We start from the raw sequence: 24,779 nt of genomic DNA, 5'->3' as shown, positions 1-24,779 counted from the left end.
AGCGCTTATAAATGAAAACATACTTAGTAATTTTAATAGCATTAATTACTCTTAATGTTCAGTCTCAGGTACACGATAAATCTTGGAGGCATATTATCTACGGCAAAGAGGCGTCTTGGTTTGCTACAGATGAAGCCAAGGAAATAGCTCAAAATGTATTACTGTATCAAAGAGATATTGGAGGTTGGCCAAAAAACATACAAATGCACAAGCCACTTTCAGAAAAAGAAAAACAAGAGCTATTAAACTTAAAATCGGTAGGTGATAATGCTACAATAGATAATGGAGCTACTATACAAGAAATGCTTTTTTTATCAAAAATGTTTAGGCAAACCCAAGATGAAACCTATAAAGCAGCTTTTTTAAAAGGTTTAGATTATATTTTGGAAGCTCAATATGATAATGGAGGTTGGCCACAATTTTATCCATTAAAAAAAGGATACTATACACATATTACGTACAATGATGATGCTATGTATAATGTGATGAAGCTTTTAAGCGAATTAAAGTTAAACACAGGATTTTATTCAATCACTCCTGAAAAATCTCAACTCGAAAAAGTAAACCTTGCTTATCATAAAGGCATTGATTGTATTTTAAAAACCCAATACAAACAAAACGGAGTTTTAACGTCTTGGTGTGCGCAACATGATGAAAATACATTGCAACCTGCTAAGGCAAGAGCTTATGAACTACCTTCGTTAAGTGGAGCCGAATCTGCTAATGTAGTTCTACTTCTTATGTCAGTTGAAAACCCTTCCAATGAAATTATTAATGCCGTAAATAGTGCTGTGAATTGGTTTGAAAAAACAAAAATTACAGGTTTAAGAAAAGACAGGGTTTATGATGATGTTGGTAAAATAGTTGATAAAAGGATGGTGCCTGATGAAAAAGCACCTGCTATTTGGGCACGTTTTATGGAACTTGATGATAACACTCCATTTTTTTGCGATAGAGATGGAATTAAAAAAAGTACACTTGCCGAAATAGGAGAAGAACGTAGAAATGGTTATGCATGGTACACTAATAAACCACAAGCTGTATTGGACCAATATCCTGAGTGGAAGAAAAAATATGATTTACAATCACAAAAGTCTCCCAAAAACCCAATGAAAATTGTCGTGGCACAAGATGGAAGTGGAGATTATACAAGTATTGTTGAAGCTATCAATAACACTAAGGCTTTTCCTTATGACCGTATTACAATTTTTATCAAAAATGGAGTTTACAAAGAGAAAATAAAAATTTATGAGTGGAATGAAAACCTAGCTTTAGTTGGAGAGAGCAAAGAACAAACTATTATTACTTATGATGATTATTTTAATAAGATAGGCTTAGGACGAAACAGCACTTTCCACACCTACACACTTTTGGTTGAAGCCAATAATGTAATTTTGAAAAATCTCACCATTGAAAATTCTTCAGGTGAAGTTGGGCAAGCTGTGGCTTTGTCTGTGTTTTCTGATGAGGTTATTGTTGCTAATTGTAACCTTTTGGGTAACCAAGATACTTTGTATGCATCAGGAAAAGGAAAGCAGTATTTCAAGGATTGTTATATTGAAGGGACAACCGATTTTATCTTCGGAAGTGCAACTGCCTTCTTCGAAAATTGCCAAATTCACAGTAAAAAGAATTCCTATGTTACTGCTGCATCTACACCACAAGATGCTGCGTTTGGTTATGTGTTTAAAAACTGTAAGCTTACCGCAAACGAAGACGTTGATGAAGTGTATCTTGGAAGACCATGGCGATTGTATGCGCAAACTGTTTTTATAGATTGCGAATTAGGAGAGCATATCTTGCCAATAGGTTGGCATAATTGGTCAAAACCTGAAGCTGAAAAAACAGCTTTCTATGCAGAATATAGTAATAAAGGAAAAGGCTTTCAACCTAAGGAACGTGTGGATTGGTCACATCAATTATCCAAGAAGGAAGCAAAAAAATATACATTGAAAAATGTATTAGGAAATCATAAAGACAGTTCAGAAAAAGAATGGTATGAAGCATTATAAATTTGCACTTATTTTACTCATTGTACTTTTTCAGTCGTGCAATGAGCAGGTTAAAAAGGAAAAGGTTGAGGTTGCACAAAACCCTATTACAATTTATAGTATTGGCGATTCCACAATGTCTAACAAACCAAATCCTGAAGACAACCCAGAACGTGGTTGGTGTCAAATGCTGACTCAATTTTTAAACGATAATGTTACTTTGGAAAATCACGCGGTTAATGGTCGTAGTACGCGAAGTTTTATTGATGAAAAGCGTTGGGATTCAGTTTATGTAAAATTGAAAAAAGGGGATTATGTGTTTATTCAATTTGGGCATAACGACCAAAAAAAGAATGCGCCTAAACGCTTTACCAATCCGTTTACTGCCTACCGAAATAACCTTATAAAGTTTATTGAAGACACTAGAGCCAAAGACGCAAACCCAATACTGTTTACATCTATTGTTAGACGAAATTTTAATGAAGATTCAACCCTTGTAGATACGCATGGTGTGTATCCTTTGGTAGTGCGAATGGTAGCTCAAGAGTACAATGTGCCACTTGTAGATTTACAGTATTTAACTGAACAGTTGGAGGAATTGTATGGTGTTGAAGCCTCTAAGAAATTGCACTTGCATTATGCGCCTAATGAAATTCCATATTATCCCGAAGGTAAAGAAGACAACACGCATTTATCAGTTTTAGGAGCAACTGAAGTTGCAAAATTAGCAGTTAAAGCACTTCAGGAAAACCTTCCAGAAAGCACAACCTTTTTCAAACAGTAATTTATGAAACGTTTTGTATTTCTTTTTCTGTTTTTGATTACTGTTCACCTCAAGGCTCAGGTGCACTACAACAGAGATTCAATAGTTGCAAGTATTGAAAGTCAAATCACTCTGCCAGTAATTCCAGAATATAGAATTTTGATTACCAATTTTGGTGCTAAAGGTGATGGTCTCAAAGATTGTAAAAGCGCTTTTGACAAGGCAATGAAAGCATGTTCAAAACAAAATGGAGGTACGATTGTCGTTCCGAAGGGTATTTATAAAATTAATGGTCCAATTCACTTTGTAAGTCATGTAAGATTACATTTGGAGGAAGGTGCTACCTTAGTTTTTGGAACAAACCCTAAAGATTACCCAATAGTTTTAACAAGTTGGGAAGGTACGACGCTGTACAATTACAGTCCGATGATTTATGGCTATAATGTTAATAACGTGGCGATAACTGGAAAAGGCACCATTGATGGCGAAGGTCACTCATTATGGAGCACATGGAAGTCTAAAGAAGCAAAAGGTAAGCAGTTGAGTCGTGAGATGAATCACAAGGAGTTACCTGTTGAAGCGCGTGTTTTTGGTGATGGATTTTACCTGAGACCACAATTGGTTCAGTTTGTGAATTCCAAACACATTTTGATTGAAGATATCAAGGTTGAAGATGCACCATTTTGGTGTGTGCATTTGCTGAAAAGTGAGAGTATTACGCTTCGCGGAATTCGGTATGATGCGCATAATAAAAATAATGACGGATTGGATATTGAACAGTCCAAAAATGTACTTATTGAAAATGTAACCTTCAACAATGCAGACGATAATATTGCCATTAAAGCAGGAAGGGACAATGATGGTCGAAACACTTCCGAAACGCCTTCAAAAAACATCATTATCAGAAACAATAATTTTAAGGGTTTGCATGCCATCGTGATTGGTAGTGAAATGTCTGCTGGTGTTGAAAACGTCTACGCTTACGATAATAAGGCTGTCGCTTATGTGAAACGTGGTATTTATCTTAAAACCAATTCAGATAGAGGTGGTTTTATCCGAAATATTTATGTAGAAAACACTCAGTTTTTAGATGCTGAAGACGCTATTTATGTGACATCAAACTACCATGGTGAAGGTAGCGGATTGTTTCCGTCTAAAATATCAAATATTCATATTTCCAATGTAAGCTTTGGTGAAATTTCAAATACTGCAATCGTCATTGAAGGCTATCCCAAACTTAAAGTTGAAGATGTTTGGTTGGATCATATCACAATCAAATCGGCAAAAAACGGAATGACCTTGACTAACACTAAAAATGTTCAGTTTAACGAAGTTGTGATTGGAGAAAAACAAACCGTTCCAAGTGCAGTTAATTAAAGAACGATTATGAAAAAAACAATAGGTGTCTTGTTGATGATATTAATTTCTGTTGCGATGCATTCTCAAACAACGGTTGCATTGTGGGAAAAAGATATTCCTGATGCTATTAACAATCCCAATTACCAAGAGCAATCTGTTTTTGATAATGGTATTCTAGTAAAAACCCAAAAGGTTGTAAAACCAACGCTCACAATTTATAAACCTAAAAAACCTAATGGTACTGCAATTGTCATTTGTCCAGGTGGAGGTTATCGTCATTTAGCTATGAATAAAGAAGGTTTTAAAGTTGCTGAATGGTTAAGTACGCTTGGTGTTACTGCTATTGTGTTGAAGTACAGATTGCCTTCAGATAGTATTATGAAAAATAAATCTGTTGGACCTTTACAAGATGCGCAAGAAGCTATGCGTTATGTAAGACGTCATGCTGCAGCATTGAATATTGATCCTAGTAAAGTAGGTGTTTTAGGGTTCTCTGCTGGAGGTCATTTGGCTGCTACTTTGTCAACACAATATGATTTAGGTGCCTATAAGCACGATAATACAAGTGCTAAACCTGATTTCTCAATCTTAATTTATCCAGTCATCTCAATGGATGATAGTATTACGCATCAAGGTTCCAAAATGAATCTGTTAGGTGAAAGTCCTTCTTTTGAATGTATGCAGCAATTCTCAAACGAATTACAAGTTGATGAGCATACACCAATGACATTTATAGTTCATGCAACGGATGACAAATCGGTTCCTATAGAGAATAGCTTAAGATATTATATGGCTTTAAAAAAACATCAAGTACTTGCTGAACTTCATATTTATGAAAAAGGCGGACATGGTTTTGGCTTGGGACGTAAATATACAAGTCAATTATGGACTTTTACTTGTGAAATGTGGTTGTTATCCCATAGTTTTATAGCTTCAAAATCTAATTAAAACATGCTTTGAGAAAAGCCATCCAATTTATGATCATTAGTGCATTTGCATTTACATTGCTAAATGTTGGTGTGAAGTATCTTGGGAAATTCAATGTGTATCAAATTGTGTGTTTTAGAGCTTTAGGATCGCTTTTTTTTACATATCCATTTCTGATTAAACATAACATTTCAATTGTTGGCAATAAAGTAAAACTTTTATTGTTAAGAAGTGCTTGCGGATTAATTGCAATGACCTTGTTTTTTTCATCCTTAAAGTTATTACCAGCAGGAACTGCGGTTTCCATTCGATATGTAGCTCCAATATTTGCTGCAATATTTGCCTTATTCATTTTAAAAGAGCGTATAAAACCTTTACAGTGGTTGTTTTTTATATCTGCATTTGTTGGTGTTTTAATGCTAAAGGGGTTTGACTTAAGTATGATTGGATTGGGATTTTTGATGGCTATTATTTCTGCGATTTTTACAGGTTTAGTGTTTGTTGTTGTAAGACAAATTGGAAATAAAGATCATCCTATTGTGGTTGTCAATTATTTTATGACAATGTCTTTTGTAGTTAGTGGAATTCTTTGCATCAATTATTGGATAACGCCTCAAGGTTGGGAGTGGTTGGTCTTGCTTAGTTTAGGTGTTACAGGTTATTACGGACAAGTCTATATGACTAAAGCAATGCAACAGTCTGAAACACGATTGGTAGCACCTTTAAAATACATTGAGGTTATTTTTACAATGCTAATAGGTGTAATTTGGTTTCAAGAAGGTTATACTTTGATGAGCGTTTCAGGAATATTGTTGATTCTTGTAAGCTTAGTAATGAACGTTTATGTGGTTAATCAGAAGAAAAACCTCAAATGAGTTAGTGTTTTTTAGTTAAACACCACTAAAAGCGTTAAATCCACCATCCACTGTAATGGTTGATCCTGTCATAAATCGTGAAGCTTCACTTGCTAGTAAATGTACAGCTCCATTAAGTTCCTTAGCTTCACCAAAACGTTTCATAGGTGTGTTTTTAATGATAGTCTCACCTCGTTGTGTTAAAGAACCATCATCATTGGTTAATAAACGTCTGTTTTGATCTGCAATAAAAAATCCTGGAATAATGGCATTGACTCTTAATTTGTCACCAAATTTTAAAGCCAAGTCAACGGCCATCCAGCGCGTAAAGTTTTCCATAGCAGCTTTTGATGCCGAATAACCAACAACTCGAGTTAAAGCTTGTGCAACAGCTACAGATGAAACATTAATAATTGAACCACTATCTTGAGTAGACATGTGTTCTCCAAAAACTAACGAAGGGATTACGGTTCCCATAAGATTAAGATCTGTGACTTTGTTGAAGTCCTCAATGGAAATATCAAAAAGCGACTCGTTTGGAGCTAATGTGGCTCCAGGCATGTTTCCGCCAGCAGCATTGATAAGAACATCAATTTGTTTCCACGTCTTTATAATGGAATCTTTTACACTAATAAGATTTTCTTTGTCTAAAACATCGGCTTTTAAACCAATAGCGTGTGTTGAGGATAGTGCTTTAGCAAAGTCCTTGGCTTTAAATTCGTTGCGACCTAAAATAACAACTTTGGCTCCAGAGTTTATCATGTGTTCAGCAATACTAGATCCAAGAACCCCATAGCCACCAGTGATTACAATTACTTTATCTTTAATATCAAAAATTTCCATAGGATAGTTAGTTGATGGTTTAATAAAAAACACCTTTGTAAAATTACAATGATTTTACCGATAAGAAAATTGAATGAACTTAGTGTTTTGTTAAAATACAGGGAACTGAAAGTAAAAAATAGAAAAGGACAATTTCATAGTGTTTTGAAATTGTCCTTTTTGTGGAGTCGGAGGGACTCGAACCCTCGTCCAAACAAGCTATCAAAGGGCTTTCTACACGTTTAGTCTGTTATTGTTTTTTCGATTGTAAGCTGGCAAAAGACAGCCTACTTACAACTTAGCTTTTGTATCTCGAAAGTGCATCAAAGCGCTACACTATCTTAGTTAATCTTTACGATGCCTCTAATTAGAACGCCATTAACCAAGGCTTTCAGGAGACATTTAGCTTTCCTACCTTGTAGGACGTGGCCTGATCTTACTATGATTCAGATTAAGCAGCTAAAGCGTAGTTATTCTCGCCGTTTAAAAAGTTGACCTAGCCTTTTACGTGTATCATGGTCGTTACACGACGTGCTTACCGTTTAATGAGTCTCGCTGTCAAAACCAGTCGACCCCTTTATTGTCTTAAAAAGACAGTTTGCAAAGTTATTAAAAAGTTTGTATAACCCTACTTTTACTCTTATTTTCGTACAAATTTTATACCAATATTTAATTGACCAAAACTGTCAGTTATCATCATAACATACTTATTTATATGAAATTCGCAATCATTAAAGAACGTAAAAATCCACCTGATAGACGTGTTGTATTTTCACCAGAAAAACTAGCTGAGGCAAAGTCTTTGTTTTCAAAATCAGAATTTAAGGTAGAGTCTTCAGATATTAGAGTTTTTCCTGATAAGGATTATGCTTCAAAAGGGTTTGATGTGTCTCAAGACGTGTCTGATTGTGATGTGATGATAGGTGTAAAGGAAGTGCCTATTGAGGCTTTAATTCCTAATAAAAAATACTTTTTCTTTTCGCATACCATAAAAAAACAACCTTATAATAGAAAATTGCTTAAAGCTATTTTAGAGAAAAATATAGAGCTTTATGACCATGAAACTATTGTTAGAGAAGATAATGCACGTTTAATTGGTTTTGGACGTTATGCAGGTTTGGTAGGTGCTTACAACGGTTTTAGAGCTTTGGGCTTAAGAGACAATTTATTTGATTTACCAAAAGTTGAAACCCTTGCCGATTTAGATGAAGTCAAAGCAGAGTTGGATAAAATTACAATTCCTAATATAAAAATATTGCTGTCTGGTACAGGTAAAGTAGCTTATGGTGCTAAAGAAATTTTAGACCATTTGGGTATTAAACAAGTTAGTGATGCATTGTATTTAACTTCAGAGTTTACTGAGCCAGTGTATTGTATGGTTGATGTTATGGAGTATAATAAACGTAAAGATGGTAAGGTTGGTGATAAATATGAGTTTTACAACGATCCATCAGGATATGAAAGTAATTTTATGCCTTATGCTAAGCAAACCGATTACTTTATTGCTGGACATTTTTATGGTAACAATGCACCATTTTTATTCACAAGAGAAGATGCTAAAGATAAAGCGTTTAGAATTAACCTAGTTGCTGATGTGTCTTGCGATATTGATGGACCAGTGGCTTCAACCATTAGACCTTCTACTATTGCAGATCCGTTTTATGGTTATAATCCGCAAACTGAAAAAGAAGTAGCATATAACGCCGAAGGAGCAATAACAGTAATGGCAGTTGATAACTTACCTTGTGAGTTGCCAAAAGATGCAAGTGAAGGTTTTGGTGATATGTTTTTAGAACATGTGATACCTGCATTTTACAACAACGATGCTGATGGTGTATTGCAACGTGCAAAAATTACTGAAAATGGTCAATTGACTGAGCGTTTTAAATACCTTCAGGATTATGTTGATGGTTTGGAATAGTTAAATAACGGTTGCTTTTTCTTTTAAAACTTTCAGCATCCAATAAGAAATCGCTAAAAAACTACCAAAGGTTATTGTAAATACCCAAGCTTCAATATTGGGTTTAAAAATGATTTCAAAAATATCAGTAAATATTGCAGAAGGTTGATGTATGATTTCCCATGAATTATAGCGTAAAAATCTGCCAAGATAAATGCCAAATGCAGTAAGACCAAAAAGTAATAACAGTATTGATGAAATGTACTTTTTGTTGATATACTGATGCAATAATTTTTCCATGTCAGATAAAGACAAAAAGAAAAGCATTAAACCGTTGTAGGCAAATGAGGTTACTAGTAACACGTCTAGCCACAGCATTGGGTTGGAGCTTATTTTTAGGTGCAATAAATCGGTAACAATATAAGGTGCGTTTGGTAAAAAGAGCAACCAAACTAAAAACCAAAATACGAACACAAGTTTTTTAGGTTTAGAAATACTGCTTAAATAGGTTGTGATACCATACGGAATGATAGCCAAAAAGAGATTCCATACTAAAAATAGGAAGAAGAAGGAATGCGTTATTTTAGCTCGAATCATTAACAAAACAATGCTTAACCCTAACGAAGCTGTAAGTATTAGAATAAGTTTGAAACGGTTGAATAGTAAGCTTTTTATGGTGTTCATGATTTTGATGTTTTTAAATGTTCAATACATAAAATGGTTAAGACTCCAAGAGTGTAGGCTATTAAATCACTAATGTGAAACGTACTACCAAGTATGAGTTTAGCAAGGTGACTGTCTCTTAAGTTTAATACATCCAACAAATTAAAAAGCTGCAAAAATTCAATACTAAAAGCAAAAAGTAATACACCAACAGCAACAGCAAGTGGTTTTATGTTACTAAAACTTTTAATACATGTATACATTAAAATAACCACCAAATAATCGCCAAAAGTGTGACGAATAAAACCTTCTTTTAAAAAGATAGCAATAGCTATTTCAACTACTAGAAGTAAGGTGAAAAACGCAAAGTATGTTTTGTTAAATTTTAGTGTCATAGAAGTACTTTATGTATAGGAAAAGTTATCATCATATAAAAGTAAAGTATAGCAATAGGGATGTTTAGCAGCATTAACCCACATGTTTTTAGGGCATCTGTTTTGTCAGTTTTATTCAGTAAAGTTTGACCAATAATAGCGGTTAGTATTACAATGTTTACAATAACTTCAATAAAAACTATTGCAGCAGCAGTAAAAATGTCAATAAATGAATTACCAAAATATAAGTAAAAGGATAGTAAACAAGTTCCAATGACAAAGCTTACTAATGCAACTATTTTTCCTGTGAAATTAATGTTGTTTTTCATCTTTATGATTTTTAATGAAACCTCGCTCATTTCAAAATAAAAATTGAAAGAGGAGCGAGGATTCACTCACCAACTAATAAAACTAACCGTTATTCCAATCAATTTTTCTAGACACAAACATTACAATAGCAAGTATTATGAACAAGCCAACGCTACCAACTAATAATGCATAGTTTTCTAACTGAATTATCACATATATAAACGTGTATAAAGCGGTTAAAGACAAGCCAATAAATAATGGGAATTTAAACGTTTTCAATATTGATTTAGAGTATAGTGTAATGAGTGCAACTACCGAAACTCCTGCCACTAAATAGGCTTTTAAAAAGTCGCTATGTTCTGAAATGGAAACTAATAAGGTGTAAAACATAGTTAGAGCTAAACCAATCATTAAATATTGAAACGGATGAATGTTTATTTTACTCATAGTTTGTATCAGGAAAAACACTAAAAATGTAAGACCAATAACCAAAAAGCCATATTTAGCTGAACGTTCACTTTTTTGATATTCATCAACCATTACAACAAACTTGGTCCCAAACGCAAACTTGTTGAGGTTAGGTGTTTTGTTAAGGTACTGTTGCGAAAAGGCTCTATTGATATGAAGCACTTTCCAGTTGGCTTTAAAACCGTCTTTTGTGATTTCTTTTGTTTCATCATCAGGTAGATAGTTACCTGTAAAACTTGGATCAGCCCAATTGGAACTCATGTGCATTGTAGTGGTTTTTCCTATAGGCACAACTTTTATGCTTTTACTACCATTATATGCAATACTAAAATTGAAATTGATGTTGGCATATTTTGGTACGTCGCTTTCTTTTAAGAAACCAGATTCTAACTCATCTAAATAACCACTATAGTTTTTGGGATTATCGCTAAAGTTGGTTTCAAACGTGTAACTACTATCATTAAGCTTAAGATTCATTTCATTTTTAATACCTTTTAAGTTTGAAGTTTTAATAAGTACTGTGGCTTTGTCCCAAATAATATCTTCGTCTTTTATGTCTTTGAGTTGAAGTTGCGGTTTGGTGTAAAATCCTTTAAAATCCATAGCAGTTGTGTAAACTGCAGATTCAAAGTTGCCTCTTTTTAAGGTTTTTGAATTTACATTGGAAGTGACATCTAAACTCTCAGGAAAAATGTAAGCATAGTTAATATGCGTAGTGGTCTCGGTAAGATAGGTTTTAGTCTTGTCGTTGTAAGTTTTTGTTTCAGAATAGGTCTTGTAAGGGAGTTTTAAAATAGGACCATAAATGAGTACTTCATTTCCCCATTTTTCATTGATTTCATTAACTACATCTTGTTGTCGCATAGAGCGTTCAGTAATTAAACTATTGATGTACGCTAACGGAATAAGTAATATAATTACCAAGAAGCCAACCATTAGCATTCTAGCAGTGATTGAAGTTTTAATCCAATGTCCAAATTTGTTCTGTTGTTTTTGTTGATGTTCCATGTTGTTTGTATTTAAAGTACTTTGAATTTCAAAGTAGATTGATAAAAAATATATTTATTGTTTGTTAATTAATTTTTCGAGAGCTTCAATATGCTTTTTAAATTCAGCTTTACCAAGTGTTGTGGTAGAGTAGCGTGTGTTGGGTTTTCGTCCAATAAATTGCTTTTCAACCTTAATATACTCTGCAGCTTCCAATGCTTTTGTATGGCTAGCAAGATTACCATCGGTTGCACCCAAAAGTTCTTTAAGCGTATTAAAATCGGCATATTCATTTACCATTAAAATAGACATGATGCCTAATCTAATTCGGTGATCAAAAACTTTATTTATGTTGTTAATTATGCTCATCACTTTCTTGCTAAGGCAAGAATCTTAATTTTTAATTGTGTTATGTTTTGTTAAATATGCACCTATTACTACGAGCAAAACGCAAACTATAATTGTTATTGAATTAGCAATTATTGGTAACACGTTAAAATCAATACAATCTAATTCGCCTTGCCTTTTTCCTCTATAAAATGCAAAAAATATAGACGCAAAAATTAATAGATAACCTAGACATTTTTTAATCATCAATCATGTTTTTGGTTTAGTTTGTATTTCGATTTCATTTTCTATCATACTTAAAATGCATTAGTGTACCATAAATAATATGCATTACACCAAAACCTAAAACCCAAAACCAAAATCCGTAACTGGGCATTAATGCACAAATTAAACCTAGAATTATTTCGGTAAATCCTAAATATCTAATATCTCCAATACTATATTTTGAAGCACTTATTAATGCTAATCCATAAAAGATAAGCATTAAGGCAGCAGTATGACCATAACGTTCTTGTTTTAAAATAATGAGTATATAAATACCTCCTGTAATTAACGGAACCAAAAAGTTTAGCAATAAGCGTTTTGATGAGCTATCCCATATTTTCTCATTGTTTTTCTTGGCTTTTTTTGTGGTTAAATAAATACCAGTAAGAATACTTAAAAATGCAACGCCTAACAGAATTGCAAAACAGATATTAAAAATGGTACCATCAAGAATAAGGTAACCTCTTACTGAATTTGATACAATATAATATGCTATTGCAGCTCCAACAAGCGCATAAACACCAGCAAGAATTCCTGAGAGGCCGCTAAGTGATATAAAACGAGACGACTTGTTCATCAAGTTTTTAATCTCGCTTATGTCTTTTAAATAATCTTTGGATTCCATATAAAAGTACTTTGAAATACAAAGTAAATGAATTTATTTTAGTTTTTGGATATAAATTTTTGTTAATTTTGAAATGAAACTAGAACAAAGTGAAACCAGCAGAAGCCTATATTTATAACCAACAAGAGCCTTTTAAGTCTATATTAATGCATATTCAAATATTAATAGAGCATACATTTCCTGAGGCGCATTTGGAGTATAAATGGAGAATTCCATGTTATTATATTGGTACACGACCAATTTGTTACCTTAATAAAAGTAAAGATTATATTGATGTTGGGTTTTGGCATGCTAACCACATTACAAAACATGCAGATTGTTTAGTTTCGGAAAAACGAAAGAAGATTAAATCGTTACGTTATAAACAACTTGACGATATTGATGACAACATTTTTATTAGTATCCTTAAAGAAGTAGAAGCCTTTAAGAATTCGTCATTTATGAAATAACTATAGTTCTTTATGAACTATATAGTTTTCAAACACGAGTCCTTTAAAAGACTTTTTTTGTTTTTTCTCAACAATATAATATTGGTCTTCAAAAAAAGGTAATGCAGTAATGCTAACATCAGACTTAATTATCTCATAGCCATTGGTGATGACTTTAGACTCAATAATTCGCATAAGCTTTATAGCTATACCTTGACGTTGGTAATCTTTATGAACAAACAAACCGTCAAAATAATTGCCGTTTTTTAAATAAGCAAAGCCTACAATGCGATCTTCATTTTCAGCAACAATAAAGTAGTTGTTTTTTATTCTGTCTTCCCACTTATCAAGATCATTTGCACCAGAAGCCCAAACTTGTATTTGCTTTTCAGAATAGTCTTTAGAGTTTATAGCTCTTATGGTGTCTCTGAAAACAGAAGTAATTTCAGGTATGTCTTCTTGTGTAGCTTGACGTATTTTAAGTTCCAAAATTAAAGACTGTTTACAGTTTTTCTAATAGCAGTTAAGTTGGTAAGCAATTTTTCTAGATTATCTAAATGTAGCATGTTAGCACCATCACTTTTTGCATTTGCAGGATCAAAATGCGTTTCAATAAACAAACCGTCTACATTGTTTACAACTCCAGCTCTAGCAATGGTTTCAATCATATCTGGTCGTCCACCAGTTACACCTACACTTTGGTTAGGTTGCTGAAGGGAGTGAGTAACATCTAAAACAACAGGAGCGTATTGCTTCATGGTAGGAATTCCTCTGAAATCTACAATCATATCTTGATAGCCAAACATAGTTCCTCTATCAGTTATCCAAGCTTTGTCGCTACCAGAATCTTTAACTTTTTGTACAGCGTGTTTCATGGCTTCAGGACTCATAAACTGTCCTTTCTTTAAGTTAACCACTTTGCCTGTTTGTGCTGCAGCAACCACTAAATCGGTTTGACGAACCAAAAAAGCAGGAATTTGAAGTACATCAACATATTCGGCAGCCATAACAGCATCAGAAACCTCATGTATATCTGTTATTGTAGGAATATCAAACGTTTCAGATACTTTCTTTAAAATCTTAAGAGCTTTTTCATCACCAATTCCTGTAAAACTGTCTATTCTACTTCTGTTAGCTTTTTTAAAACTACCTTTAAATACATAAGGGATTTCAAGTTTATCAGTAATAGAAATCACTTTTTCTGCAATACGTAAAGCCATATCTTCACCTTCAATGGCACAAGGGCCACAAAGCAAGAAAAAGTTGTCAGAATTAGTGTGTTTTAGTTTAGGAACTTCGTTAAGATTCATCTGCTTTTTGTTTGAAAATTTCAGCAGCAAAGATAATCATTTAAAAGCTTCTTTTTAAACTATTTCTTATAATCCATAATGCCATTATAAAATTGGCAATTGCTAAAAAGCCACCATACAAAATAAACTTTTTGGTAGTGTATGATAACGACACAATGTTAAGCACATCAGACAGGTATGCTAAGATCATGTACGATGACAAGCATACAAAGGTAATTCCTAATGTAAAATTGAGTTTGCGGTTTGGTTTTAGTACTTGCCATAAAAATGGAATACCAAACAGTAAAATAGGATATGCGCTTATACCTTCACTACGGTTTACAACAGTAAACCAGTAGGCAATTATTGCTAGAAAGTATAGGTATGGGACAAATTTTGAATATTTGCTAATTATTTTCATCTGTATTAATTTAAGGGTTCAGATGTAAAATCACCAATATGTATAGCACAGTTGGTTAAATTGGCTATTTACTATTAATCATAATCTTTAACGTAATATACGAACAGAAATTATGGTTAAGATGGACTATAACATTTAATTAACTAACGACTCCTTAAGTGTTAAAATGTGTGTTTTGTTTTTAAATTGCTGAAAATTAGTTTTTTGAATTTCATAGGAGGCTGTTTTTATAACTCAAGGTTATTTTTTCTTTAACATTAAAGAATTATCTGTATAGATGTATTTTACAAAAGATTTTAGCGTACATTTGCACGCTTAAAATAAGACGTCATTATGGCTAGTATTAAAAACATTGCAATCATTGCTCACGTTGACCACGGAAAAACTACTTTGGTTGACAAAATTATGTACCATTGTCAGTTATTTCGTGAAAACGAAAATACAGGAGATTTAATTCTTGATAACAATGATTTAGAACGTGAAAGAGGTATTACAATTACTTCAAAAAACGTTTCGGTAACTTATAAGGATACCAAAATAAATATTATTGATACTCCTGGTCACGCCGATTTTGGTGGAGAAGTAGAGCGTGTGCTTAATATGGCTGATGGTGTGTTATTGCTTGTAGATGCTTTTGAAGGTCCTATGCCACAAACACGTTTTGTACTTCAAAAAGCTATTGACTTAGGTTTAAAACCATGTGTGGTTGTAAACAAAGTTGATAAAGAAAACTGTACACCAGATGAGGTTCATGAAAAAGTATTTGATTTAATGTTTGAATTAGGTGCTGAAGAGTGGCAGTTAGATTTCCCAACAGTTTATGGTTCTGCTAAGAACAACTGGATGAGTGAAGACTGGAAAAAACAAACCGAAAATATCGAACCATTGTTAGACATGGTAATTGAGCATATACCTTCTCCTAAAATTGAAGAAGGAACTACTCAAATGCTAATTACATCTTTAGACTTTTCATCGTTTACAGGAAGAATTGCTATTGGTCGTTTAACAAGAGGAGAGCTTAAAGCTGGACAAAATATCTCACTAGTAAAAAGAGATGGTTCAGTTGTAAAATCTAAAGTAAAAGAACTTCATGTTTTTGAAGGATTAGGACGTAAAAAAGTAGACGCTGTAGAGGCAGGAGATATTTGTGCATTAGTTGGTTTAGAAGGATTTGATATTGGAGATACTGTTGCCGATTTTGAAAACCCTGAAGGTTTAAAAACCATAGCTATTGATGAGCCAACAATGAGCATGTTGTTTACAATTAACGATTCACCATTTTTTGGTAAAGACGGAAAGTTTGTGACCTCTCGTCATATTAAAGAACGTTTAACCAAAGAGCTTGAAAAAAACCTTGCATTGAGAGTTCAAGAAACTGATAGTGCAGATAAATTTATGGTTTTTGGTAGAGGTGTATTGCATCTTTCAGTATTAATCGAAACGATGCGTCGTGAAGGTTATGAGCTTCAAATAGGTCAGCCACAAGTAATAATCAAAGAAATTGATGGTGTAAAATGTGAGCCAGTTGAAGAAATGACTATTGATTTACCAGAAGAAGTTTCAGGAAAAGCTATAGAAATGGTGACCATGCGAAAAGGTGAAATGCTAAGTATGGAAGCTAAAGGTGAGCGTATGGTGTGTGAGTTTATTGTACCTTCTCGTGGTATTATTGGTTTGCGTAACCAATTATTAACTGCTACCGCTGGAGAAGCTATAATGGCACATCGTTTTAAAGAATATCAACCGATAAAAGGAGGTATTCCTGAGCGTCAAAACGGAAGTTTAGTGTCTATGGAAAAAGGTACAGCAATTCCTTATTCTATTGATAAATTACAAGAAAGAGGTAAGTTTTTTATTGATCCAGGAGAAGATATCTACGAAGGTCAAGTTATTGGCGAAAATTCTAGAGGAGACGATATGGTAGTTAATGTTACAAAAACTAAAAAGCTAAGTAACGTACGTAGTTCTGGAGCCGATGATAAAGCTAAAATTGTTCCAGCTATCAAGTTTTCGTTAGAGGAAGCTTTGGAATATATCCAAAAAGACGAATACGTAGAAGTAACACCAAATCACTTACGTTTACGTAAAATTTTATTGACTGAAGTTGAGCGTAAGAGAAGCAAGAGTATTTAATAATTACTGAAATATTTTAAAAAAGGAATTCTATAAAAGAGTTCCTTTTTTATTTAATATTAGTAAATAATAGTTTGTTCAAATTATTACAATTAAATTGAGTAATTACTTTTAAAGATTATAAATGAAATTTCTTGATAGGTTTTTAAGAGATTATAGAATAAATGTAGCTAGTCGATATGTTAGAGTTAACGACAAGATATTGGATATTGGATGTTTTGATGGGTATTTGTTTGAGAAACTAGCGAAGAAAAATATTCAAGCTAGTGTAGGTTTGGATCCTTTGTTGAAAAACGATTCTAAAAAAGGAATTCATACACTTTTGTCAGGAAAATTCCCTGAAGCTATTTCTGATAATGAAACATTTGACTGTATTGTGATGTTAGCAGTGTTAGAGCATATTCCAAGAGAAGAACAAAAGCAATTTAATAGTCAATTTGATAAGTTTTTAAAACCTAAAGGACGAGTAATAATCACAGTTCCATCTCCAATGGTTGATCATATACTTGTTGTGTTATCTAAGTTAAGATTAATTGATGGTATGTCTCTAGACGAACATTATGGTTTTGAAACTAAAGAAGTGTTTACTTTACTTGATAAACAAAGGTTTAAGTTGGTGAAATATAAAAAATTTCAGTTAGGCTTAAACAACTTATTTGTTTTTGAAAAATTAAACTGACTCGTTTTTTTGAGTTTGACTTTTTAGACTTAAAATGCTAAAAAACAGACTAAATAAAATAATTTGTATGCCTAGTAATATTGTAAATGCAGCAGGAATTACAATACGCAATGTGTCAGACGGATTTAGATTTCCAAAGTTCAAATTCTTCCAAACTGTAGTTCCGTAGACACTTAAACCAAATCCTAATAGTAACAACAGGCTCCCAACGATTAAACCAGATTCTAAATTAAGATATTTAAACAGTTTGTTGTAACGATTACTTTTAGGTAAAAGCCCATTTTCAACAGCAAAAATCTTGGTGAGAGCATAAAACACAAAAAATTGAAATCCAATTAAAAAGATACTTGCTGTGTATAGTAGTGTGTGTACGTCAAAACTAATATTGTAGATGTGAACAGGTTTTATAACGAGCAATGTAGATGTTGTAAACCCTAAGAGCATTAATAAAATACTTGGGTATAAGAAAAGCCAGTTAGGAGCATAAAGCATTAAAAACCTAAGATGCCTCCAACCGTCTCTCCAAGTGTTTAAGTGAGGAGGTCTAGATCTACCGTCTTTATGTAAAATTGTTGGGACTTCTGTAATCGATAAGTTATTAAGCTTAGATTTTACAATCATTTCAGAGGCAAACTCCATTCCTGTTGTTTTCAAATTCATCTTCAAATAAGCTTCTTTTGAAAAACCTCTTAAACCACAGTGAAAATCACCAATTTTAATATTAAAGAATAAACGACCTATAAACGACAGTACAGGATTGCCTAAGTATTTATGAAGAAAAGGCATCGCGTTTTTTTTAATACCACCTTTAAATCGGTTACCCATAACTAAATCATAACCTTCTCTAAGTTTTAGTATAAAAAGATCTAAAGCTTCAAAGTCATAGCTGTCATCAGCATCAGCCATAATAATATATTTTCCTTTAGCGGCATCAATACCTCCTTTTAAAGCGCTTCCATAACCTTTGTTTGTTACATGAACAACATTAGCATTAAGATTTTGAGCAATAGCAATAGAACCATCAGTACTGCCATTATCGGCAATTATAATTTCTCCGTTAATATTATGTTTTTTTATGAATGATTGTGCTTTAGTGATGCAAACCTCTAAAGTTTCTGCTTCATTTAAACATGGCATTACTATAGATAATTCAATGTTTGATTCCATGTTTAATTTGTTTAAATAGAATAATGAATATTAAAAAATACAAAGCGTAATTATAGAATAAATACCTAATAATTGAATGGCTTGCTAAGCAAACTAAAAGTGTGTTTGATAGTATTAATGCAGACAACATGAATAACAAATAATAATTGTTGTTATTACTTGTAAATAGTTTTACTATGCTTAATAAAAATACAGTAACAATAATAATAAGTATGACTATGCCATTGAACGCATGAATTAAATTGGCAAAAAACAAATTAAGCCATTTGTTGAAATTTTGATTAATTAGTGAAAATGAAATATTTCGTAATGTGTTTTCTATAGATAAATGTGCTTGAGCTATTTCTAAATGGGTTGAGTTAGATAGTTCGTCTTTCAAAAAAAAAGCTCTACCATAATAATGTACTGTTCTATTACAAATATTTGGAATATGATTATGAAAAAAACTGTAGTAATCTTTGTAAGAACCTTCTTTTTGGTTAGTTAATAAAAGCTTTTGCTTATCTAGTTTGTTGTAGCAAATATCAAATACCTTTTTGTCATTTCCAGTAAGTTGGTTGGAGTCACTTTTTTTAGATACATAAAATGCAGCTGTAGATATATTTACAAAACTAAAAGGAGTGGACATAAAGATATCATCTTTTAATTTGTGGTAGCTTTTATCAGCTAAAAGGACTACTATAGGCAATAGTAGTAAAACTATAAATCTATTTAAATGTGGTTTTTTAAATAGTATTTTTTTATGTTTCAAAATATACATAAAAGCAATAGGGACTATAGCAATAATAAATTGCCCTCTGGTTAAGGCCAATAATAAAAATACTACAATGAAGTACTTAAAGGACTTTGTGTTTGTAAAGAAAAAATCTATCCCAAAAGCTACAAAAAGTAGGTATAAGGGGTAGCTTAACCCTTCGGGGCAAATATTGTTAGCAACTTCTAATGGAGGAAAAAAAGGAAATAATAGAAAAATAAATAATCCTATTTTAGTGATTAAGTTAAACGTAATCAGTTTTGAAATCTTGGTGTAAAAAACAAATGTTGCCAAAAGCCCAAAAATAGCTTGAAAAGCAATAACTAAAACATCGAAAACTTTACCACTAAAAAACAAATCAAAACATTTAATAAAAATTACATATCCAAGATGTCTGTATGGCATTGCTTCTAGATAGCTGCGAGTATCAGGAGAATATATAGCAGGTTGAAAAATCAGATATAAGAAAACAACTAAATAAACTATTAGAAGTAGCTTGTTTTCACTTTTTTTGATTTTTACTATCAAGGTCTTGATTTTAGAGTATAAATATAGAATAATTGAGTATAAATGTAACTTGAAGACTAAAAATTATTGTATTTTGGTAGCCAGATGATAATGACATTATTAGAGATTAATCTTACACATTGAGCACTTACAAAGTAGTTAAATACCAACCAGAATATAAACTTGTTTGGGATGCTTTTGTTAAGCATTCAAAGAATGCTACTTTTTTATTTCATAGAGATTTTATGGAGTATCATCAAGATAGGTTTGAGGATTACTCACTATTAATGTTTAAAAGTGATAAAGTTATTGCGGTTTTACCAGCAAATAAGGTTGATGATAATGTCTATTCCCATCAAGGACTTACTTATGGAGGCTTGGTTTTAGGTTCCACCATTTTTTCTGAAAACATTACTGACATGTTTAAAGAATTACATTTATATTTAAAAGCCAATGGAATAAAGAATTTTGTGGTGAAAACAATTCCAAATTTTTATTTCAATAATTTTCCAATTGATATAAGTAAAATCATGATTGATGAAAACTATGAGTTTGAGTCTAGTAATATGGTGTTAGCAGTTGATTATAATGTGCCTTTGAGGATACATAAAAGCAAGCAAAAAAAGTACAGAAACAATAAACACAATTTTAGAATTAAGCAATCTAATAGTTTTAAATCATTTTGGGAACAGGTTTTAGTTCCACGACTTCAAGAAAAGCATAACGCTAAACCTGTTCATACATTAGTTGAAATATCAATGCTCAATAAAAGGTTTCCAAATCACATAAAACAGTTTGATATTTATTTAGATGATGAGATTTTAGCTGGTATAACCATTTTTGAAAATGAAAATGTAGTGAAATCCCAATATGGAGCTACTACAGCAATAGGAGAAAAGACCAGAGCATTGGATTATTTATTTTTATATTTAATTAATCATTACAAGGAAATGGGAAAGCATTTCTTTTCTATGGGAACAGTTGCAGATCCTAATTATGATTTAGGCTACAATCCTGGGTTATTAAAACAAAAAGAAGAGTTAGGTTGTACGGTTTTTGAGCAGCCTATTTTAAAGATTGAATTATGATTCCTTTTTTAGATTTAAAAAGTATAAATAAAAAATACGAGTCTAGTTTTAAAAGCTATATAGATACTTTTTTTGATACTGGTAGATATATTTTAGGAAAAGAAGTTGACTTATTTGAACAAAACTATGCTGCATATTGCGGTACAAATTATTGTATAGGGACAGGAAATGGATTAGATGCTTTAGTACTTATATTTAAGTCTTTTATTCATTTAGGCAAATTGAAATTAGGAGATGAAGTTCTTGTACCTGCAAACACTTATATCGCATCAATACTCTCAGTAATTGAAGCAGGACTAAAGCCTGTTTTTGTTGAGCCAGACGCTAAAACTTTTAATATTTCTCCTTCAGAAATAGAAAAACACATATCAGTTAATACAAAAGCCATTATGCCAGTGCATTTGTATGGACAATTGGCTGATATGGAAAAGATAAATGCTATAGCTAAAACACATGGTTTACTCGTTGTAGAAGATGCAGCTCAAGCTCATGGAGCTGAAAATAATTTAGGAATTAAAGCAGGAAATCTTTCAGATGCTGCTGCTTTTAGCTTCTATCCAAGTAAAAATTTAGGAGCTTTGGGCGATGCTGGTGCAGTAACAACCAATAATGAAGACATCGCTAATTGCATCAGACTTTTAAGAAATTACGGTAGTAAAGAAAAATACAAAAACGAAATTATAGGTTGTAATAGTAGGCTAGATGAATTACAAGCAGCCTTTTTAAGTATTAAATTAAAAGGGTTAGATAATGAAAATAAAAGAAGACAAGAGGTAGCTAAGCAATATCTTAATGGAATTAAAAATGAGAAGATTATTTTGCCTTTTTATGATACTACTAAAAATCATATATTTCATGCGTTTGTAGTTCAAGTAAATGAACGCAAAAAGTTTACCGAATATTTAACTAATAATGGTGTAGGTTGGCTTATTCATTATCCTATTGCGCCTCATAAACAAAATGCGTTTAAGAAGTACAGTGAGTTAAATTTACCAATTACTGAAAGTATTCATAATACTGTTGTAAGTATTCCAATGAGTCCAGTCATAACAGATGCAGAAGTTAAAAAAGTTATTGAAACATTAAATGCCTATTAATTGAAAAAGTTATTCGATTATATAAACACCAATGTGCTGGTTAAAGTTGCTCATCTAAATTCAGCAACTATAATCACAAAAATTTTAGCAGGATTATTTACATCCAAAGCTATTGCTGTTTTTATTGGAGTTGAAGGGATGGCTTTAATAGGTAATTTAAGAAACTTCTTAAGTGCAATTCAGTCACTCGCAATTTTAGGGTTTTATAATGGAGTGGTAAAATCAATAGCAGAGTTTAAACAAGATGCAGTAAAACTGAGTAAAGTGTTATCAACTTCATTTTATCTTGGATTTACAGTCACTATACTATTGTGTTTCTTGTGCTACTACAATGCAGAAACCGTAAATAACTTTTTATTTTCAGACAATTATAATTATGCCTATGTAATAAAAATATTGGCACTAGCATTACCATTTTATTCATTGAATATGTTTAGCTTTTCAATAATGAATGGGTTTGCCAAATATAAAATCCTGTTGATTATAAATATAATTGGGCAAGTTCTTGGGTTACTTGTAACCTTGTTACTAATTTATCAAAATAATATTGATGGAGCATTGGTCTCTGCAGTTATTGCACCTTCTTTAATTTTTTTAATTACTGTTGTTGGGTTTATAAATCAACGTAGTTTGGTGTCTTCGGTTAAAATATCAAATGTTAGTATTGATATATTAAAAAAACTAGGTCCTTTTGCTCTTATGGCATTAGTTTCAGCAGTAGCATTACCATTAATTTCTATTATGATTAGAAATTATATTAGTGATTCTATAGGAATAAAAGAAGCAGGTTATTGGGAGGCAATTAATAGAATATCAGATTATTATTTAATGTTTGTGACCTCGTTGATGTCGTTATATATCCTTCCAAGATTTAATGAGATAGATAACAAAAAAGAGTTTAGAAATGAAGTGTTTAGTTTGTACAAATCCGTAATCCCAATTTTTGGTATTGGTCTCATACTTATTTATCTATTAAGACCATTTATTGTGCAAATTGTTTTTTCTAAAGATTTTGAACCAGTAGAAGACTTGTTTTTATGGCAATTGTTAGGTGATTTTGTAAAGGTGTTATCTATAGTTATAGCATATCAGTTTATTGCTAAAAAAATGTTCACTCACTTTATAATTATTGAGGTGTTTTTGGCGATAGTACTTTACCTATCTAGTGTATATTTAATTGATAGTTTTGGTGTTAAAGGAGCTGTAATTGGGCATTTTGTGAGTTATTTAATGCATTATGGTGTTATTTTATTAATATTTGGAAGTTCGCTCTTTGGGTTGGATTCTGATAAATAGAGAATTAACTAATGTTTTTGTTTAACCCACAATAGCTTTCTGAAATAAATATTGATACTTACAAAGTGTATAATGTAGGTAATGAAATAGGAAATAGAGACACCAATAAAACCGTATTTATAAACGAGTATGGTAGTAAGTGAGCAAAAAATTACTCCCCAAAGTATTTGAAAAAGTATAAAAGCTTTTGTTTTTGCTTTTGAAATAAGAATATTTTCAAGTACCCAAGTGTTTATTTTAAAGGCATCACCTAATAAATGGAAAAGTATAATTGTATTTATTAATATAAATTCTTTACTGAATAAAAGTGAAATTATAGTGTCTTTTAAAACATAAACACTTAAAGTGATAGCTATAATAATTGGAGTGATTATGGACCAAATTTTAAATATTTCTTTTTTAAGGGTTTTACCTTCTGAACTTGAAAAAGTAGGAACAATATAAAAACGAAATGTTGTTGTTAAGAATAATAAATACATGGCAGATATTCGCCACATACCCTCCCAAGAACCAGCATAGTCATTTCCTAATTCTTCCAACAAGAAAGAGCGTACATAAAGAGTTGTAGCCACAAGGCTCAAAGGACCAGTTAAGGCCATTAAAGAGAATTTCGTTAAGTTTTTAAAATGAAATTTCGTTAAGGGCTTTTTTAAGCCTTTTAAATCAACAAGCTTATAGCTAACAATAAAAAGTAGCGATATGAAAAAAATCAATATTTGATTAATAGCAATAGCATAAAAAGCGCCAATTATTTTATGGTTAATCACCATTAAAATTGTAATTGTAGCTGATATTAAAGTAGAAACTATGTTAATGACGACATAAAACTTAATGTTTCTTAATCCGTTTAAAACCGATATAAAAAAGGTGTTTAATGATAAAGTAACAAACGAAATAGATAGTAATGTTAAAGCGTTTGAAAATTTAAGATCATCAAATAAATAAGATGAGATTTGATACCTAAAAGCAAAAATTAAGACACAAACAATGGCTGAACTTAATAAGTGTAGTTTAAAGCCAGAACCTAAAAACGCATTGAGTTTTTTGGGGATTTGCTCGTACTCGGCAACATATTTGATGATTCCGTTTGAAGTTCCAAGATCACTTGCTATACTTGAAATTTTAATTAAATCCTTAAGCTGACCCAACAAGAACATTCCATGAGTTCCTAAGTAAACAGCAACAATTTTATTAGTAACCAATCTGGTAATTAATGATATTGTAGTACTTATAGCTGAATAAAATGAAGTTTTAATAAAACTCATA

25 protein-coding genes and 1 other RNA gene are annotated in these 24,779 nt (G+C 32.0%); 12 read left to right on the top strand and 14 right to left on the bottom strand.

Going from position 1 to position 24,779, the window contains the following annotated elements; translation table 11 throughout:
* The first annotated feature begins 11 nt into the window (after positions 1 to 11).
* Genes pelA through ACQ0RB_RS00815 form a run of 5 tightly spaced genes read left to right on the top strand, consistent with a single transcriptional unit; the run spans position 12 to position 5,915 of the window.
* Positions 12 to 2,012, top strand: coding sequence for a pectate lyase (gene pelA, locus ACQ0RB_RS00835; RefSeq protein WP_430495849.1), 2,001 nt, complete (start codon positions 12 to 14; stop codon positions 2,010 to 2,012).
* Positions 1,999 to 2,775, top strand: a complete 777-nt coding sequence (locus ACQ0RB_RS00830; protein ID WP_430495848.1) for a rhamnogalacturonan acetylesterase — start codon at positions 1,999 to 2,001, stop codon at positions 2,773 to 2,775. Before pelA ends, ACQ0RB_RS00830 begins: the two co-directional genes overlap by 14 nt.
* A gap of 3 nt (positions 2,776 to 2,778) precedes the next feature.
* On the top strand, positions 2,779 to 4,131 hold the full coding sequence (locus tag ACQ0RB_RS00825; protein WP_430495847.1) for a glycoside hydrolase family 28 protein: 1,353 nt from the start codon (positions 2,779 to 2,781) through the stop codon (positions 4,129 to 4,131).
* Between the two features lie 9 nt (positions 4,132 to 4,140).
* Positions 4,141 to 5,061: an alpha/beta hydrolase gene (locus tag ACQ0RB_RS00820; RefSeq protein ID WP_430495846.1), complete on the top strand. Its 921-nt coding sequence runs from the start codon at positions 4,141 to 4,143 to the stop codon at positions 5,059 to 5,061.
* 8 nt (positions 5,062 to 5,069) lie between these two features.
* Positions 5,070 to 5,915, top strand: a complete 846-nt coding sequence (locus ACQ0RB_RS00815) for a DMT family transporter (RefSeq protein WP_430495845.1) — start codon at positions 5,070 to 5,072, stop codon at positions 5,913 to 5,915.
* A 15-nt stretch (positions 5,916 to 5,930) separates the two neighbouring features.
* Here the strand turns inward: ACQ0RB_RS00815 and ACQ0RB_RS00810 are convergent, their stop codons facing one another.
* Positions 5,931 to 6,737: an SDR family oxidoreductase gene (locus ACQ0RB_RS00810; RefSeq protein WP_430495844.1), complete on the bottom strand. Its 807-nt coding sequence runs from the start codon at positions 6,735 to 6,737 to the stop codon at positions 5,931 to 5,933.
* 159 nt (positions 6,738 to 6,896) lie between these two features.
* Positions 6,897 to 7,292, bottom strand: a transfer-messenger RNA (tmRNA) gene (gene ssrA / locus ACQ0RB_RS00805).
* A 139-nt stretch (positions 7,293 to 7,431) separates the two neighbouring features.
* On the opposite strand from ssrA, the gene ACQ0RB_RS00800 reads away from it, so the two are divergent.
* Positions 7,432 to 8,637, top strand: a complete 1,206-nt coding sequence (locus ACQ0RB_RS00800; RefSeq protein ID WP_134198754.1) for an NAD(P)-dependent oxidoreductase — start codon at positions 7,432 to 7,434, stop codon at positions 8,635 to 8,637.
* On the opposite strand, the gene ACQ0RB_RS00795 is transcribed toward ACQ0RB_RS00800, so the two are convergent.
* From ACQ0RB_RS00795 to ACQ0RB_RS00770, 6 genes are all read right to left on the bottom strand, one after another.
* Positions 8,638 to 9,300, bottom strand: a complete 663-nt coding sequence (locus ACQ0RB_RS00795; RefSeq protein WP_430495843.1) for a DUF1361 domain-containing protein — start codon at positions 9,298 to 9,300, stop codon at positions 8,638 to 8,640.
* Entirely contained in the window at positions 9,297 to 9,674 is a 378-nt protein-coding gene (locus tag ACQ0RB_RS00790) for a DUF2809 domain-containing protein (RefSeq protein ID WP_430495842.1), read from the bottom strand. Before ACQ0RB_RS00790 ends, ACQ0RB_RS00795 begins: the two co-directional genes overlap by 4 nt.
* Positions 9,671 to 9,982: a hypothetical protein gene (locus ACQ0RB_RS00785; RefSeq protein ID WP_262732008.1), complete on the bottom strand. Its 312-nt coding sequence runs from the start codon at positions 9,980 to 9,982 to the stop codon at positions 9,671 to 9,673. Before ACQ0RB_RS00785 ends, ACQ0RB_RS00790 begins: the two co-directional genes overlap by 4 nt.
* 82 nt (positions 9,983 to 10,064) lie before the next feature.
* Positions 10,065 to 11,438, bottom strand: coding sequence for a cell envelope integrity protein CreD (creD, locus tag ACQ0RB_RS00780; RefSeq protein WP_430495841.1), 1,374 nt, complete (start codon positions 11,436 to 11,438; stop codon positions 10,065 to 10,067).
* A 54-nt stretch (positions 11,439 to 11,492) separates the two neighbouring features.
* The gene (locus tag ACQ0RB_RS00775) at positions 11,493 to 11,786 is read right to left on the bottom strand and encodes a winged helix-turn-helix domain-containing protein (protein WP_129759110.1); all 294 of its coding nucleotides are present in this window, start codon (positions 11,784 to 11,786) and stop codon (positions 11,493 to 11,495) included.
* 259 nt (positions 11,787 to 12,045) lie between these two features.
* A complete protein-coding gene (locus tag ACQ0RB_RS00770) occupies positions 12,046 to 12,654 on the bottom strand; it encodes a hypothetical protein (protein WP_430495840.1) in 609 nt (202 codons plus the stop codon).
* 89 nt (positions 12,655 to 12,743) lie between these two features.
* Here ACQ0RB_RS00770 and ACQ0RB_RS00765 point away from each other — a divergent pair, with 89 nt between their 5' ends.
* A complete protein-coding gene (locus ACQ0RB_RS00765) occupies positions 12,744 to 13,103 on the top strand; it encodes a DUF1801 domain-containing protein (protein WP_430495839.1) in 360 nt (119 codons plus the stop codon).
* On the opposite strand, the gene ACQ0RB_RS00760 is transcribed toward ACQ0RB_RS00765, so the two are convergent.
* From ACQ0RB_RS00760 to ACQ0RB_RS00750, 3 genes are read right to left on the bottom strand one after another with little or no spacing between them, the layout of a single operon-like run.
* A complete protein-coding gene (locus ACQ0RB_RS00760) occupies positions 13,104 to 13,571 on the bottom strand; it encodes a GNAT family N-acetyltransferase (protein WP_166667441.1) in 468 nt (155 codons plus the stop codon).
* Positions 13,572 to 13,573: 2 nt separating this feature from the next.
* A complete protein-coding gene (kdsA, locus tag ACQ0RB_RS00755; RefSeq protein ID WP_262732003.1) occupies positions 13,574 to 14,392 on the bottom strand; it encodes a 3-deoxy-8-phosphooctulonate synthase in 819 nt (272 codons plus the stop codon).
* 40 nt (positions 14,393 to 14,432) lie between these two features.
* A complete protein-coding gene (locus ACQ0RB_RS00750) occupies positions 14,433 to 14,792 on the bottom strand; it encodes a hypothetical protein (protein ID WP_129759105.1) in 360 nt (119 codons plus the stop codon).
* A gap of 333 nt (positions 14,793 to 15,125) precedes the next feature.
* On the opposite strand from ACQ0RB_RS00750, the gene typA reads away from it, so the two are divergent.
* Together typA and ACQ0RB_RS00740 are read left to right on the top strand one after the other, a co-directional pair.
* A complete protein-coding gene (gene typA, locus ACQ0RB_RS00745; RefSeq protein WP_208325353.1) occupies positions 15,126 to 16,925 on the top strand; it encodes a translational GTPase TypA in 1,800 nt (599 codons plus the stop codon).
* 124 nt (positions 16,926 to 17,049) lie between these two features.
* Positions 17,050 to 17,604 (top strand): class I SAM-dependent methyltransferase, encoded by a 555-nt coding sequence (locus tag ACQ0RB_RS00740; protein ID WP_430495838.1) that lies wholly within the window; start codon positions 17,050 to 17,052, stop codon positions 17,602 to 17,604.
* Here ACQ0RB_RS00740 and ACQ0RB_RS00735 read toward each other — a convergent pair.
* Positions 17,596 to 18,771, bottom strand: a complete 1,176-nt coding sequence (locus tag ACQ0RB_RS00735) for a glycosyltransferase family 2 protein (RefSeq protein WP_131505803.1) — start codon at positions 18,769 to 18,771, stop codon at positions 17,596 to 17,598. The two genes, ACQ0RB_RS00740 and ACQ0RB_RS00735, sit on opposite strands and share 9 nt — an antisense overlap.
* A complete protein-coding gene (locus ACQ0RB_RS00730; protein ID WP_430495837.1) occupies positions 18,755 to 20,053 on the bottom strand; it encodes a hypothetical protein in 1,299 nt (432 codons plus the stop codon). The genes ACQ0RB_RS00735 and ACQ0RB_RS00730 overlap by 17 nt, the downstream gene beginning before the upstream one ends.
* A 119-nt stretch (positions 20,054 to 20,172) precedes the next feature.
* On the opposite strand from ACQ0RB_RS00730, the gene ACQ0RB_RS00725 reads away from it, so the two are divergent.
* Genes ACQ0RB_RS00725 through ACQ0RB_RS00715 form a run of 3 tightly spaced genes read left to right on the top strand, consistent with a single transcriptional unit; the run spans position 20,173 to position 23,513 of the window.
* On the top strand, positions 20,173 to 21,120 hold the full coding sequence (locus tag ACQ0RB_RS00725; protein ID WP_262731998.1) for a FemAB family protein: 948 nt from the start codon (positions 20,173 to 20,175) through the stop codon (positions 21,118 to 21,120).
* A complete protein-coding gene (locus tag ACQ0RB_RS00720; RefSeq protein ID WP_430495836.1) occupies positions 21,117 to 22,217 on the top strand; it encodes a DegT/DnrJ/EryC1/StrS family aminotransferase in 1,101 nt (366 codons plus the stop codon). The genes ACQ0RB_RS00725 and ACQ0RB_RS00720 overlap by 4 nt, the downstream gene beginning before the upstream one ends.
* Positions 22,218 to 23,513, top strand: a complete 1,296-nt coding sequence (locus ACQ0RB_RS00715; protein ID WP_430495835.1) for an O-antigen translocase — start codon at positions 22,218 to 22,220, stop codon at positions 23,511 to 23,513.
* An 8-nt stretch (positions 23,514 to 23,521) separates the two neighbouring features.
* Here ACQ0RB_RS00715 and ACQ0RB_RS00710 read toward each other — a convergent pair whose 3' ends face one another.
* On the bottom strand, positions 23,522 to 24,778 hold the full coding sequence (locus ACQ0RB_RS00710) for an O-antigen translocase (protein WP_430495834.1): 1,257 nt from the start codon (positions 24,776 to 24,778) through the stop codon (positions 23,522 to 23,524).
* Between the last annotated feature and the right edge of the window lies 1 nt (position 24,779).

Origin of the sequence: Gaetbulibacter sp. PBL-D1 (assembly GCF_050509525.1) — a bacterium.
In the GTDB taxonomy this organism is placed as follows: Bacteria; Bacteroidota; Bacteroidia; order Flavobacteriales; family Flavobacteriaceae; genus Gaetbulibacter_B; species Gaetbulibacter_B jejuensis.
This window is presented reverse-complemented; position numbering and strand designations above follow the sequence as displayed.

Bases quoted from the DNA above. Each gene is read 5' to 3' on its own strand.
- pelA (WP_430495849.1), top strand. From the start codon at position 12: ATGAAAACATACTTAGTAATTTTAATAGCATTAATTACTCTTAATGTT.
- ACQ0RB_RS00775 (WP_129759110.1), bottom strand. From the start codon at position 11,786: ATGAGCATAATTAACAACATAAATAAAGTTTTTGATCACCGAATTAGA.
- ACQ0RB_RS00790 (WP_430495842.1), bottom strand. From the start codon at position 9,674: ATGACACTAAAATTTAACAAAACATACTTTGCGTTTTTCACCTTACTT.
- ACQ0RB_RS00795 (WP_430495843.1), bottom strand. From the start codon at position 9,300: ATGAACACCATAAAAAGCTTACTATTCAACCGTTTCAAACTTATTCTA.
- kdsA (WP_262732003.1), bottom strand. From the start codon at position 14,392: ATGAATCTTAACGAAGTTCCTAAACTAAAACACACTAATTCTGACAAC.
- ACQ0RB_RS00830 (WP_430495848.1), top strand. From the start codon at position 1,999: ATGAAGCATTATAAATTTGCACTTATTTTACTCATTGTACTTTTTCAG.
- ACQ0RB_RS00710 (WP_430495834.1), bottom strand. From the start codon at position 24,778: ATGAGTTTTATTAAAACTTCATTTTATTCAGCTATAAGTACTACAATA.
- typA (WP_208325353.1), top strand. From the start codon at position 15,126: ATGGCTAGTATTAAAAACATTGCAATCATTGCTCACGTTGACCACGGA.
- ACQ0RB_RS00740 (WP_430495838.1), top strand. From the start codon at position 17,050: ATGAAATTTCTTGATAGGTTTTTAAGAGATTATAGAATAAATGTAGCT.
- ACQ0RB_RS00735 (WP_131505803.1), bottom strand. From the start codon at position 18,771: ATGGAATCAAACATTGAATTATCTATAGTAATGCCATGTTTAAATGAA.
- ACQ0RB_RS00770 (WP_430495840.1), bottom strand. From the start codon at position 12,654: ATGGAATCCAAAGATTATTTAAAAGACATAAGCGAGATTAAAAACTTG.
- ACQ0RB_RS00820 (WP_430495846.1), top strand. From the start codon at position 4,141: ATGAAAAAAACAATAGGTGTCTTGTTGATGATATTAATTTCTGTTGCG.
- ACQ0RB_RS00800 (WP_134198754.1), top strand. From the start codon at position 7,432: ATGAAATTCGCAATCATTAAAGAACGTAAAAATCCACCTGATAGACGT.
- ACQ0RB_RS00810 (WP_430495844.1), bottom strand. From the start codon at position 6,737: ATGGAAATTTTTGATATTAAAGATAAAGTAATTGTAATCACTGGTGGC.
- ACQ0RB_RS00785 (WP_262732008.1), bottom strand. From the start codon at position 9,982: ATGAAAAACAACATTAATTTCACAGGAAAAATAGTTGCATTAGTAAGC.
- ACQ0RB_RS00825 (WP_430495847.1), top strand. From the start codon at position 2,779: ATGAAACGTTTTGTATTTCTTTTTCTGTTTTTGATTACTGTTCACCTC.
- ACQ0RB_RS00750 (WP_129759105.1), bottom strand. From the start codon at position 14,792: ATGAAAATAATTAGCAAATATTCAAAATTTGTCCCATACCTATACTTT.
- creD (WP_430495841.1), bottom strand. From the start codon at position 11,438: ATGGAACATCAACAAAAACAACAGAACAAATTTGGACATTGGATTAAA.
- ACQ0RB_RS00720 (WP_430495836.1), top strand. From the start codon at position 21,117: ATGATTCCTTTTTTAGATTTAAAAAGTATAAATAAAAAATACGAGTCT.